At 61.3% G+C, this 12600-nt stretch carries 10 protein-coding genes; 4 read left to right on the forward strand and 6 right to left on the reverse strand.

The genetic code is table 11. From position 1 onward, the window contains the following. Window positions 1-55 precede the first annotated feature (55 nt). Both LU682_RS09975 and LU682_RS09980 read right to left on the reverse strand, forming a co-directional pair. Window positions 56-496: an NUDIX hydrolase gene (locus tag LU682_RS09975; RefSeq protein WP_010954816.1), complete on the reverse strand. Its 441-nt coding sequence runs from the start codon at window positions 494-496 to the stop codon at window positions 56-58. Between the two features lie 192 nt (window positions 497-688). After that, complete coding sequence (locus LU682_RS09980) at window positions 689-2914, reverse strand: NADP-dependent isocitrate dehydrogenase (RefSeq protein WP_010954815.1); 2226 nt, start codon at window positions 2912-2914, stop codon at window positions 689-691. Between the two features lie 414 nt (window positions 2915-3328). Between LU682_RS09980 and icd the strand changes: the two genes are divergently transcribed. Further along, window positions 3329-4585, forward strand: a complete 1257-nt coding sequence (icd, locus tag LU682_RS09985) for an NADP-dependent isocitrate dehydrogenase (RefSeq protein ID WP_010954814.1) — start codon at window positions 3329-3331, stop codon at window positions 4583-4585. A gap of 71 nt (window positions 4586-4656) precedes the next feature. On the opposite strand, the gene cspD is transcribed toward icd, so the two are convergent. Further along, a complete protein-coding gene (gene cspD, locus LU682_RS09990) occupies window positions 4657-4923 on the reverse strand; it encodes a cold shock domain-containing protein CspD (RefSeq protein ID WP_010954813.1) in 267 nt (88 codons plus the stop codon). Between the two features lie 230 nt (window positions 4924-5153). Between cspD and clpS the strand changes: the two genes are divergently transcribed. Next, a complete protein-coding gene (gene clpS, locus LU682_RS09995) occupies window positions 5154-5516 on the forward strand; it encodes an ATP-dependent Clp protease adapter ClpS (protein ID WP_003251220.1) in 363 nt (120 codons plus the stop codon). 30 nt (window positions 5517-5546) lie between these two features. Beyond that, window positions 5547-7817 (forward strand): ATP-dependent Clp protease ATP-binding subunit ClpA, encoded by a 2271-nt coding sequence (gene clpA, locus LU682_RS10000; RefSeq protein ID WP_010954812.1) that lies wholly within the window; start codon window positions 5547-5549, stop codon window positions 7815-7817. 85 nt (window positions 7818-7902) lie between these two features. Here the strand turns inward: clpA and infA are convergent, their stop codons facing one another. From infA to aat, 3 genes are all read right to left on the reverse strand, one after another. Beyond that, window positions 7903-8121: a translation initiation factor IF-1 gene (gene infA, locus LU682_RS10005; RefSeq protein WP_002553999.1), complete on the reverse strand. Its 219-nt coding sequence runs from the start codon at window positions 8119-8121 to the stop codon at window positions 7903-7905. A 101-nt stretch (window positions 8122-8222) separates the two neighbouring features. After that, on the reverse strand, window positions 8223-8930 hold the full coding sequence (locus LU682_RS10010) for an arginyltransferase (RefSeq protein ID WP_003251215.1): 708 nt from the start codon (window positions 8928-8930) through the stop codon (window positions 8223-8225). A 56-nt stretch (window positions 8931-8986) separates the two neighbouring features. Then, the gene (gene aat, locus LU682_RS10015) at window positions 8987-9667 is read right to left on the reverse strand and encodes a leucyl/phenylalanyl-tRNA--protein transferase (protein ID WP_003251213.1); all 681 of its coding nucleotides are present in this window, start codon (window positions 9665-9667) and stop codon (window positions 8987-8989) included. Between the two features lie 407 nt (window positions 9668-10074). Between aat and LU682_RS10020 the strand changes: the two genes are divergently transcribed. Further along, window positions 10075-12579 carry a DNA translocase FtsK gene (locus tag LU682_RS10020; protein WP_010954811.1) on the forward strand — a complete coding sequence of 835 codons (2505 nt, stop codon included), beginning with the start codon at window positions 10075-10077 and terminating at the stop codon, window positions 12577-12579. The last annotated feature ends 21 nt before the right edge of the window (window positions 12580-12600 follow it).

The raw sequence follows: 12600 nt of genomic DNA on the forward strand, positions 1-12600 counted from the left end.
ACCGGTGTGTATCAAGGGGGAAAAACGCCGATTCTATCAAACCCGCGGCGCCGCGTCAGTCGCGTAGCAGGTCGAGGCTGTGCAGCGGGCCTTTGAGGTAGTCATCCAGGCAGCGCGGCACCAGCTCGCTGCGCCAGCGAGTGGGGTCGGCCAGCAGTTCGTCGCGGGTCAGCCACACGGCGCGGACGATATCGCTGTCCAGTGCCAGGTCGGCGTGATGGCGCACGGGGCGGGCGGCGAAGCAGACGCGCTGGTAGGTCACGCCGTTGCTGGGGGCGGTGTACAGGTAGATGCCGACCACGCCGGTCAGCTCGACTTCCCAGGCGGTTTCTTCCAGGGTTTCGCGCAGGGCGGCCTGGGGCAGGGTCTCGTTGGGTTCGAGGTGGCCGGCAGGCTGGTTGAAGACGTGCTGGTTGGCTTTGAATTCCTCGACGAAGAGGAACTTGCCTTCGTGCTCGACGATGGTGGCGACGGTGATGTGGGGTTGCCAGGTCATGAACAGCTCCTTGAAGGCGTGCATGACCCCTGTAGGAGCGGGTTCACCCGCGAATGCGATGGTGAGGCAAATGACGCATTCGCGGGTAAACCCGCTCCTACAAAGGCCGATGCAGGCCGCCAGATATCATTTATCCAGAAAGCACAAACCCCGGTGCGTGGCCGGGGTTTGTGCTGTTACTTCAAGCGAACCTTACAGGGCAGCGATGGCGCTGTTCAGGGTCTGGCTTGGGCGCATCACCTTGGCGGTCAGCTCGGCATCCGGGGCGTAGTAGCCGCCGATGTCGGCTGGCTTGCCCTGAACGGCGTTGAGCTCGGCGACGATGGTCGCTTCGTTCTCGGCCAGGGTTTTTGCCAGTGGTGCGAAGCGTGCCTGCAGGGCAGCGTCGTCCGTCTGAGCGGCCAGGGCCTCGGCCCAGTACAGGGTCAGGTAGAAGTGGCTACCGCGGTTGTCGATACCGCCGACTTTGCGCGATGGCGACTTGTTGGTGTCGAGGAACTTGCCGGTAGCCTGGTCCAGGGTGTTGGCCAGAACCTTGGCGCGCGGGTTGTCGTAGGTGTTGCCCAGGTGCTCCAGGGAAGCGGCCAGGGCCAGGAATTCACCCAGCGAGTCCCAACGCAGGAAGTTCTCTTCAACCAGCTGTTGCACGTGCTTCGGAGCCGAACCGCCGGCGCCGGTTTCGAACAGGCCACCGCCGTTCATCAGCGGCACGATCGACAGCATCTTGGCGCTTGTGCCCAGTTCCATGATCGGGAACAGGTCGGTCAGGTAGTCGCGCAGCACGTTGCCGGTCACCGAGATGGTGTCCTTGCCTTCGCGGATGCGGGCCAGGGAGAACTTGATGGCGTCGACCGGTGCCAGGATACGGATGTCCAGGCCGGTGGTGTCGTGATCTTTCAGGTACTTCTGCACCTTCTCGATCATGACGCCGTCGTGGGCACGAGCCGGGTCCAGCCAGAACACCGCCGGGGTGTTGCTCAGGCGGGCACGGTTGACGGCCAGCTTGACCCAATCCTGGATCGGCGCGTCCTTGGTCTGGCACATGCGGAAGATGTCACCGGCTTCGACGTTCTGCTCCAGCACGACGTTGCCCTTGCCATCGACTACGCGAACCACGCCGTCAGCCTTGATCTGGAAGGTCTTGTCGTGGGAGCCATACTCTTCGGCTTTCTGCGCCATCAGGCCAACGTTCGGCACGCTGCCCATGGTGGTCGGGTCGAAGGCACCGTTGACCTTGCAGTCTTCGATGGTGGCCTGGTAGATGCCGGCGTAGCAGCGGTCCGGGATCACGGCCTTGGCGTCTTGCAGTTCGCCTGCGGCGTTCCACATCTTGCCCGAGTCACGGATCATGGCCGGCATCGAGGCGTCGACGATCACGTCGCTCGGCACGTGCAGGTTGGTGATGCCTTTGTCGGAGTTGACCATGGCCAGGGCTGGGCGCTCTGCGTACAGGGCCTGGATGTCGGCTTCGATCTCGGCCTGCTTGTCGGCTGGCAGGTCCTTGATGCGGGCGTACAGGTCGCCGATACCGTTGTTGGCGTTGAAGCCTACTTCGGCCAGGGCAGCGGCGTGCTTGGTCAGCACGTCGTTGTAGAATTCTTCGACGATGACGCCGAACATGATCGGGTCGGAGACCTTCATCATGGTGGCTTTCAGGTGCACCGACAGCAGCACGCCAGCGGCCTTGGCATCGGCGATCTGCTCGGCGATGAAGGCTTTCAGGGCCTTGCGGCTCATGGTGGCGCAGTCGATGACTTCGGCGGCTTTGACGGCGGTCTTTTCTTTCAGCACGGTGGTGCTGCCGTCTTTGCCGACCAGCTCGATGCGCAGGCTGTCGTCAGCTTCGATCAGTGCGGCTTTTTCGCTGCCGTAGAAGTCGCCCTGGGTCATGTGGGCAACGTGCGACTTGGAGTCAGCGGCCCAGGCGCCCATCTTGTGTGGGTGCTTGCGGGCGTAGTTCTTGACCGACAGCGGCGCGCGGCGGTCGGAGTTGCCTTCGCGCAGCACCGGGTTCACGGCGGAGCCCTTGATGCGGTCGTAGCGGGCGCGGGATTCTTTTTCTTCCGCGGTGGCCGGCTCGTCGGCGTAGTCAGGGATGTTGAAGCCCTTGCCTTGCAGTTCCTTGATCGCGGCTTTGAGCTGCGGTACCGAGGCGCTGATGTTCGGCAGCTTGATGATGTTGGCTTCAGGGGTGGTAGCCAGCTGGCCCAGTTCCGCCAGGTGATCGCCTACTTGCTTCTCTGCGCCCAGTTGCTCCGGGAAGGCGGCAAGGATACGGCCAGCCAGGGAAATGTCGCGAGTTTCGACAGCGATGTCAGCCGAAGCGGTGAACGCTTCGATGATCGGCAGCAGCGAGTAAGTGGCGAGGGCGGGGGCTTCGTCGGTGAAGGTATAGATGATCTTGGAACGGGTGGGCATGCGGGTTAACTCTCTGTGTGCTGAGCGTGCTCGAGTCTCGTGGTGCGCAGGGTAGGCGCATCGCCCTGGCAGCGCCATGAGCGGAAAGTCGAGAGGCTGCGAGCGGTGATGGTGGATGCATCAGTCGAGCGTCAAGTGCTGAGCTGCGGTAACAACCCAGGCTTTATGGCCATTCATGGCCTAGGGCGGTCCGCATTTTCCTGGGATTCGCCCCGATGACCCTTCGGTCGCGGCGGAGTATACCAAACCATTTGGGCTAATCAGCAAGGCCAAGTGATATCGGCCCATTTATAAGACCAAAGACTAAGCAGCAATGCGGCGGGTTGTCGCATGCCTTGCAGGTCGGCAGATGTGGTTTAGGCTCAGTGGATCGCACGATGTCCAAACCACACCCGACAGCGGAGTAGTGCAAGCATGGGATACCAGAAAATCAAGGTTCCGACCGACGGCACCAAAATTACCGTCAATGCAGACCATTCGCTTAACGTGCCTGACCATCCGATCATTCCTTACATCGAAGGCGACGGGATCGGCGTCGATGTTTCGCCGGTAATGATCAAGGTGGTCGATGCCGCCGTGCAGAAGGCCTACGGCGGCAAGCGCAAGATTGCCTGGATGGAGGTGTACGCTGGCGAGAAAGCCACCCAGGTGTATGACCAGGATACCTGGCTACCGCAGGAAACCCTCGATGCCGTGCGTGATTATGTGGTATCGATCAAGGGCCCGCTGACCACGCCCGTCGGTGGCGGCATCCGCTCCCTCAACGTGGCCCTGCGCCAGCAACTGGACCTGTATGTATGCCTGCGGCCGGTGCTGTGGTTCCAGGGTGTGCCAAGCCCGGTGAAAAAGCCGGGCGACGTCGACATGGTGATCTTCCGCGAGAACTCCGAAGACATCTATGCCGGCATCGAGTGGAAGGCCGGGTCGCCCGAGGCGAACAAGGTGATCAAGTTTCTCAAGGAGGAAATGGGGGTCACCAAGATCCGCTTCGACCAGGACTGCGGTATCGGCGTCAAGCCGGTGTCGAAGGAGGGTACCAAGCGTCTGGTGCGCAAGGCCCTGCAATACGTGGTGGATAACGACCGCGAATCACTGACCCTGGTGCACAAGGGCAACATCATGAAGTTCACCGAGGGTGCCTTCAAGGACTGGGGGTACGAGGTGGCGCGTGACGAGTTCGGCGCTGAACTGCTTGATGGCGGCCCTTGGATGAAGTTCAAGAACCCCAAGACCGGTCGCGAGGTCATCGTCAAGGACGCCATCGCCGACGCCATGCTGCAGCAGATCCTGCTACGCCCGGCCGAGTACGACGTGATCGCCACCCTCAACCTCAACGGTGACTACCTGTCCGATGCCCTGGCCGCAGAAGTGGGCGGTATCGGCATTGCCCCGGGCGCCAACCTGTCCGACACCGTGGCCATGTTCGAGGCCACTCACGGCACTGCGCCCAAGTATGCCGGGCAGGACAAGGTCAACCCGGGCTCGGTGATCCTCTCGGCAGAGATGATGCTGCGCCACATGGGGTGGACCGAGGCCGCCGACCTGATCATCAAGGGCACCAATGGCGCCATTGCGGCCAAGACCGTGACCTACGATTTCGAGCGATTGATGGAGGGCGCCAAGCTGGTAAGCAGCTCAGGCTTTGGCGATGAAATGATCAAACACATGTAAGGCAACAGAAAACCGGTCGCTTCTTTTAAAGAAGCGGCCGATTTTTTTGTCTATCGGCACAGCGCAGGCAGTCAGGCTTTTGCAGTTTCGCTTTGCGGCTCGCCCAAGGCTCTGGCAGCCTCTGCCGCAGCGGCCGCGGCATCTTTGATTTCAACGGCGTGCAAGCCCTTGGGGCCCTGGACGATGTTGAATACCACGGCCTGGCCAGCCTTCAGGGTCTTGTATCCGTCCATTTGGATGGCGGAATAATGGGCGAACAGGTCATCGGATTTACCTTCCTCATTGATGAATCCATAGCCCTTGGCATTGTTGAACCACTTGACTTTACCGCTTGCCATCCCTATGTCCCTCTGCAAAGGACTCCATCACTGGAGTATCATCCACTTCATCCGCATACGAACCTTGCGAAAAATCTGGTTGACTGCGCGGATCTTTATCGACCACGGTGGGTTCTTATTGGTTGTAACACCGTTTTGCCGATAGTCAAGGTCACGCGGCGCTTGCGCTGGCGGTGGCCTGTGCAGTCAACCCGCAACCTTAACCTGACGCTCATGATGAAATTCTTTCCATGCATGCACCTAGTGAGATTCGACTAACATTCAATCAGGATCGCCCGCAATCGAATGAGGACGACGGCTCAGGTCTTGCAGTTCAGGAAGCCAAGCCGATCCTGCAGGCGCCACCGATGTACAAGGTGGTTTTGTTCAACGATGACTACACACCAATGGATTTCGTCGTCGAAGTGCTCGAGACGTTCTTCAGTCTGAACCGCGAGCTGGCGACCAAGATCATGCTGACCGTCCATACCGAGGGGCGGGCAGTGTGCGGATTGTTTACCCGTGACATCGCCGAAACAAAGGCCATGCAGGTCAACCAATACGCCAGGGAAAGCCAGCATCCGCTACTCTGTGAAATCGAGAAGGACGGTTAATCGCCGACCACTTGGGTATGAGGTGAAGCTATGTTAAACCGCGAGCTCGAAGTCACCCTCAATCTTGCCTTCAAGGAGGCCCGTTCGAAGCGTCATGAGTTCATGACCGTCGAGCATCTGCTGCTGGCACTCCTTGACAATGAGGCTGCCGCGACCGTTCTGCGCGCCTGTGGCGCCAATCTCGACAAGCTCAAGCATGACCTGCAAGAGTTCATCGACTCCACCACGCCGTTGATCCCTGTCAACGACGAAGACCGTGAAACCCAGCCGACCCTGGGCTTCCAGCGCGTGCTGCAGCGTGCCGTGTTCCACGTGCAAAGCTCTGGCAAGCGCGAAGTGACCGGCGCCAACGTGCTGGTGGCGATCTTCAGCGAACAGGAAAGCCAGGCCGTGTTCCTGCTCAAGCAGCAGAGCGTGGCCCGTATCGACGTGGTCAACTACATCGCCCATGGCATCTCCAAGGTGCCAGGGCATGGTGCACAGTCTGAAAGCGAGCAGGACATGCAGGACGATGAGGGGGGCGAAACCTCCTCTTCGAGCAACCCACTGGACGCCTACGCCAGCAACCTGAACGAGCTGGCCCGTGCCGGCCGTATCGATCCGCTGGTAGGTCGCGAGCAGGAAGTGGAGCGTGTGGCGCAAATCCTCGCTCGTCGGCGCAAGAACAACCCGCTGTTGGTGGGTGAGGCAGGCGTGGGCAAGACGGCCATCGCCGAAGGCCTGGCCAAACGCATCGTCGATGGTCAGGTGCCTGACCTGCTGGCGCAGAGCGTGGTGTACTCCCTTGATCTGGGCGCCTTGCTGGCCGGTACCAAATACCGTGGTGACTTCGAGAAGCGCTTCAAGGCGCTGCTCGGTGAGCTGCGCAAGCGTCCGCAGGCCATCCTGTTCATCGACGAAATTCACACCATCATCGGCGCCGGTGCGGCGTCGGGCGGGGTGATGGATGCCTCCAACCTGCTCAAGCCGCTGCTGTCGTCGGGTGAAATCCGCTGCATCGGTTCGACTACGTTCCAGGAGTTTCGCGGCATCTTCGAGAAGGATCGTGCCCTGGCGCGTCGCTTCCAGAAGGTGGATGTCAGCGAGCCATCGGTCGAAGACACCGTGGGCATTCTGCGCGGCCTGAAAGGGCGTTTCGAAAGCCACCACAACATCGAGTACAGCGACGAAGCCCTGCGCGCCGCTGCCGAACTGGCTTCGCGCTACATCAATGACCGACACATGCCTGACAAGGCCATCGATGTGATCGACGAGGCTGGCGCCTACCAGCGCCTGCAGCCAGAGGCCAGTCGCGTCAAGCGCATTGATGTGCCGCAAGTAGAGGACATCGTCGCCAAGATTGCGCGAATTCCGCCGAAGCACGTCACCAGTTCCGACAAGGAGCTGCTGCGCAACCTTGAGCGCGACCTGAAACTGACCGTGTTTGGCCAGGACCAGGCAATCGACTCGCTGGCCACCGCGATCAAGTTGTCCCGTGCCGGCCTCAAGTCGCCAGACAAGCCGGTGGGTTCGTTCCTGTTCGCCGGCCCTACCGGCGTCGGCAAGACCGAAGCGGCGCGGCAATTGGCCAAGGCGCTGGGTGTGGAGTTGGTGCGTTTCGACATGTCTGAGTACATGGAGCGCCACACCGTGTCGCGTTTGATTGGTGCGCCGCCGGGTTATGTCGGTTTCGACCAGGGTGGCTTGTTGACCGAGGCAATCACCAAACAGCCGCACTGCGTATTGTTGCTCGACGAAATCGAGAAGGCCCACCCGGAAGTCTTCAATCTGCTGCTGCAGGTGATGGACCACGGTACCCTGACCGACAACAACGGGCGCAAGGCCGACTTCCGTAACGTGATCCTGATCATGACCACCAACGCCGGTGCAGAAACTGCGGCGCGGGCGTCGATCGGCTTTACTCATCAGGACCACGCGTCCGATGCCATGGAAGTGATCCGCAAGAGCTTCACGCCAGAGTTCCGCAACCGTCTGGATACCATCATCCAGTTTGGCCGCCTGAGCACGGAGACCATCAAAAGCATCGTCGACAAGTTCCTTATCGAATTGCAGGCGCAGCTGGAAGACAAGCGTGTGCTGCTGGAAGTCAGCGATGAAGCACGCGGTTGGCTGGCGGTTTCGGGCTATGACGTGCAGATGGGCGCGCGGCCAATGGCGCGGCTGATCCAGGACAAGATCAAGCGGCCGCTGGCCGAGGAGATCCTGTTTGGCGAGCTGGCCGAGCATGGTGGCGTGGTGCATGTCGACCTGCGCGATGGCGAACTGGTGTTCGACTTCGAAACCACGGCTGAGGTCGCGTGATGTGCAGGGGCTGCCTTGCAGCCCCTGCAATTTCTTGAGGCACAAAAAAGCCCGGCACCTGGCCGGGCTTTTTCATGGCTTGAGCTTAGCGCGCACGGTAGGTGATGCGGCCCTTGCTCAGGTCGTACGGCGTCAGTTCGACGCGGACCTTGTCGCCAGTGAGAATGCGGATGTAGTTCTTGCGCATCTTTCCGGAGATGTGCGCGGTTACGACGTGCCCGTTTTCCAACTCCACGCGGAACATGGTGTTGGGCAGGGTGTCGACGACAGTACCTTCCATTTCGAAGCTGTCTTCTTTCGACATGCAGTTGAGCCCTCGGATCCAATGTTAGCCCGACGCATATCCGCACCGGGCAAAAAAGTGGCGTGGATTATGCCGGAAAACTGCGTGTCAAGCCAATGCTTTCAGTTGAGGGTGACCCAGCGCTGGTTTATCAGCAGCTCGATAGGTCGGTACTGCGTCTTGTAGTTCATCTTCTTGCAGTTCTTGATCCAGTAGCCCAGGTAAACCGCCTCCAGGTTCTGGCGCAGCGCTTCGGTGATCTGCCAGAGAATGGCGAAACGGCCAAGGCTGCGGCGCTCCTCGTCCGGTTCGTAGAAGGTGTACACCGCCGACAGGCCATTGGGCAGCAGGTCGCACACTGCCACCGCCATCAACCGGCCTTCCAGGCGAAACTCGTAGAACCAGCAGAACGGCAGGTCGCGTACCAGGAAGGTGGAAAACTGATCGCGGCTGGGCGGGTACATGTCGCCATCGGCGTGGCGCGTTTCGATATAGCGCCGGTACAGCTCGAAGTACTCTTCCTTGAACGCCGGGCGCGCTGCGGTTACGGTCAGGTCGGCGTTACGTTTGAGTATGCGACGCTGCTGGCGGTTGGGGATGAAGCGCGCCGCCGGGATGCGCGCCGGCACGCAGGCGTTGCAGTTCTGGCAGTGTGGGCGGTACAGGTGGTCGCCACTGCGGCGAAAGCCCATTTCCGACAAATCGGCGTACACGTGCACGTCCATCGGCTGGCTGGGGTCGAGGAACAGCGTGGTCGCCTGCTCCTCCGGCAGGTAGCTGCAGGAGTGGGGCTGAGTGGCATAGAACTTCAACCGCGCCAACTCTGTCATGATCAACCCCTTCGGTGAGACTTTTTTTTAAGTGTAAGCCAGCTACGGGAACTCGCCTAGGCAACCCATGAAGCGCTGTTGGGCTGGTCAAGGTGGCGTGCCAGGTAGCTGGCGAACTCGGCACGGCTGATGGCGTGGGCGCCCAGGCTGTGCAGGTGGTTGGTCGGCATCTGGCAGTCGATAAGCACGAAGCCGGCGTCTCGCAGGTGGTTGACCAAGGTCACGAAACCGACCTTGGAGGCGTTGTCGGCGCGGCTGAACATCGATTCGCCAAAGAACAGCTGGCCCATGGCCAGACCGTACAGGCCCCCGACCAGTTCGCCGTCCTGGCGAACTTCGACCGAATGGGCGATGCCACGGCGGTGCAGTTCGCAGTAGGCGTTGCGCATGGTGTCGGTGATCCAGGTGCCGTCAGCGTAGTCGCGAGGCGCGGCGCAGGCGGCGATCACGGCCGGGAAGTCGGTGTCGAAGCTGACCTGGTAGCGGCCTTGGCGCATCAGCTTGGCCAGCGAGCGTGACACATGCAACTGGTCAGGCAACAACACCGTGCGCGGGTCGGGTGACCACCACAGGATCGGTTGGCCGTCCTGGTACCACGGAAAGCAGCCATGGCGATACGCCTGCACCAGGCGCTCGGGGCTCAGGTCGCCGCCGGCGGCCAGTAGGCCGTTGGGGTCGTGCAGCGCCTTTTCCAGGGGCGGGAAGGTCAGCGAGTCGCGGGTCAGCCAGGTGAGCATGGTCTATCGTGCGGTGGGGGAGGGGAGAGGGCAGCATGGCTTGGGTGAAAAGCGGGGTCAATCTCTTTGGGGGTTTCAAAGCCAGCGCGGTAACCTGCACAAGGCTACCCCTACAGGGAAGTGAGGCAGTTTTGCGGCAATTCAGGGCAATTTCCTACACATTCATCAAACCGCAGGCACCATCCGCTACATTTGCTGTCACACCTGTGCAAAAACACAGCATAAGCCTTTGTCACGAAAGAAAATGCATGCTCAAATTGCAGCTATATGAATTCGCCCCCGGCCAAACCCCCATACGGCGTGCCGCCATGGCGGCTGGCGGGCAGTAATGTTAAAAGTAGTGGTTCGTTGGTCGCGCAGCGGCCGATCACTATTGGACGCGCACCACGCGCAGGAATAGACGCGTTTTGAAGAAATCCACCGCAACTCCAGCTCCATTGCCTGTGCCACTGTGGCGGCAGCAGCTGCATTATCGCCTCAAGGAAGGTGCGTTGATCGCTGTCGGCGCTCTGTGCCTGTACCTGTGGATGGCGCTGCTGACCTACGATACGTCGGACCCGGGCTTCAGCCACACCAGCAACGTCGACCAGGTGCAGAATGCGGCCGGGCGTGCCGGTGCCTATTTCGCCGACATCCTGTTCATGGTGCTGGGTTACTTCGCCTATATTTTCCCGCTGCTGCTGGCGGTCAAAACCTGGCAGATTTTCCGCGAACGCCACCAGCCGTGGGACTGGAGCGGCTGGCTGTTCTCCTGGCGGCTGATTGGCCTGGTGTTCCTGGTGCTGTCGGGGGCGGCACTGGCGCATATCCACTTCCACCCGCCCGCCAGCCTGCCGTTCTCCGCCGGTGGAGCACTGGGCGAAAGCCTGGGCGACCTGGCGCGCAACCTGCTGAACGTGCAGGGCAGCACGCTGATGTTCATTGCCCTGTTCCTGTTCGGCCTGACCGTCTTCACCGACCTGTCGTGGTTCAAGGTGATGGACCTGACCGGCAAGATCACCCTCGACCTGTTCGAACTGGTGCAAGGGGCTGCCACCCGCTGGTGGGAAGCGCGCAACGAGCGCAAGCGCCTTGAGGCACAGCTGCGCGAGGACGAACCGGTGTTCAAGGCCGCGCCGATGGCTGCCGAGAAGCGCGAGCCGGCCAAGCCGTCACTGCGCGAGCGCATCCTCAAGCGTGAAGAGCCACCCGCTCAGCCGGTCGAGCCACGTGAGCCAACCCTTGCGCGCGAACCGATTGTGCCGCCACGTGAAACGGCGCCTGAGGCATTGGCGCCGCGTGAAACCGTGGTGCCCCGCCAGCAGCACGCAGCGCCCACCATTGTGCCGCCGTCCGCCGCCAGCAGAGCGCCGGAGCCGAGCAAGCGGGCGATGAAGGAAAAGCAGGCGCCGCTGTTCGTCGACAGCGCCGTGGAAGGCACCTTGCCCTCGATTTCCATCCTCGACCCGGCCGAACAGAAGAAGATCGAGTATTCGCCAGAATCCTTGGCCGGCGTCGGCCAGCTGCTGGAAATCAAGCTCAAGGAGTTCGGTGTGGAAGTGGCGGTGGATTCGATCCACCCCGGCCCGGTGATTACCCGTTACGAAATCCAGCCGGCCGCTGGCGTGAAGGTCAGCCGCATCGCCAACCTGGCCAAGGACCTGGCGCGTTCGCTGGCCGTGACCAGTGTGCGAGTGGTCGAGGTCATCCCTGGCAAGACCACGGTAGGTATCGAGATACCCAACGAAAACCGCCAGATGGTGCGCTTCTCCGAAGTGCTGGCCACGCCGCAGTACGACGAGCAGAAATCGCCCGTCACGCTGGCGCTGGGCCACGACATTGGCGGCAAGCCGGTGATCACCGACCTGGCCAAGATGCCGCACCTGTTGGTGGCCGGTACTACCGGCTCCGGTAAGTCGGTGGGTGTGAACGCGATGATTTTGTCGATCCTGTTCAAGTCCAGCCCGGAAGACGCGCGGCTGATCATGATCGACCCGAAAATGCTTGAACTGTCGATCTACGAAGGCATCCCGCACCTGCTGTGCCCGGTGGTCACCGACATGAAGGACGCCGCCAATGCCCTGCGCTGGAGCGTGGCCGAAATGGAGCGGCGCTACAAACTGATGGCGGCCATGGGCGTGCGTAACCTGGCTGGTTTCAACCGCAAGATCAAGGACGCCCAGGAAGCCGGCGAAGTTATCCATGACCCGCTGTATCGCCGTGAGAGCATGGACGATGAGCCGCCTGCGCTGAAAACCCTGCCGACCATCGTGGTGGTGGTGGACGAATTCGCCGACATGATGATGATCGTCGGCAAGAAGGTCGAAGAGCTGATCGCCCGTATCGCGCAGAAGGCACGGGCGGCCGGTATTCACCTGATCCTCGCCACCCAGCGCCCGTCGGTGGACGTGATCACCGGCCTGATCAAGGCCAACATCCCGACTCGTATGGCGTTCCAGGTGTCGAGCAAGATCGACTCGCGTACCATCATCGACCAGGGCGGTGCCGAACAGCTGCTGGGCCATGGCGACATGCTGTACATGCCGCCGGGCACCAGTCTGCCGATCCGGGTGCACGGCGCATTCGTGTCCGACGACGAAGTGCACCGCACGGTCGAGGCGTGGAAGCTGCGTGGCGCCCCGGACTACAACGACGACATCCTCAACGGCGTCGAAGAGGCCGGTAGCGGCTTTGACGGCGGCGGCGGCGGTGGCGAGGGTGACGATGCCGAAACCGACGCCCTGTATGATGAGGCGGTGCAATTCGTGCTCGAGAGCCGTCGCGCCTCCATTTCTGCCGTGCAACGCAAGCTGAAGATCGGCTACAACCGTGCCGCGCGCATGATCGAGTCGATGGAGATGGCCGGCGTTGTCACCCCGATGAACAGCAACGGCTCGCGGGAAGTGATAGCCCCGGGCGGCCCGCGCGACTGATGAACACCCTGCCTGGCGCCA

This window comes from Pseudomonas alloputida (genome assembly GCF_021283545.2).
Classification (GTDB): Bacteria; Pseudomonadota; Gammaproteobacteria; order Pseudomonadales; family Pseudomonadaceae; genus Aquipseudomonas; species Aquipseudomonas alloputida.

Bases quoted from the DNA above. Each gene is read 5' to 3' on its own strand.
- icd (WP_010954814.1), top strand. From the start codon at position 3,329: ATGGGATACCAGAAAATCAAGGTTCCGACCGACGGCACCAAAATTACC.
- cspD (WP_010954813.1), bottom strand. From the start codon at position 4,923: ATGGCAAGCGGTAAAGTCAAGTGGTTCAACAATGCCAAGGGCTATGGA.
- clpA (WP_010954812.1), top strand. From the start codon at position 5,547: ATGTTAAACCGCGAGCTCGAAGTCACCCTCAATCTTGCCTTCAAGGAG.
- LU682_RS09980 (WP_010954815.1), bottom strand. From the start codon at position 2,914: ATGCCCACCCGTTCCAAGATCATCTATACCTTCACCGACGAAGCCCCC.
- infA (WP_002553999.1), bottom strand. From the start codon at position 8,121: ATGTCGAAAGAAGACAGCTTCGAAATGGAAGGTACTGTCGTCGACACC.
- clpS (WP_003251220.1), top strand. From the start codon at position 5,154: ATGCATGCACCTAGTGAGATTCGACTAACATTCAATCAGGATCGCCCG.
- LU682_RS10010 (WP_003251215.1), bottom strand. From the start codon at position 8,930: ATGACAGAGTTGGCGCGGTTGAAGTTCTATGCCACTCAGCCCCACTCC.
- aat (WP_003251213.1), bottom strand. From the start codon at position 9,667: ATGCTCACCTGGCTGACCCGCGACTCGCTGACCTTCCCGCCCCTGGAA.
- LU682_RS09975 (WP_010954816.1), bottom strand. From the start codon at position 496: ATGACCTGGCAACCCCACATCACCGTCGCCACCATCGTCGAGCACGAA.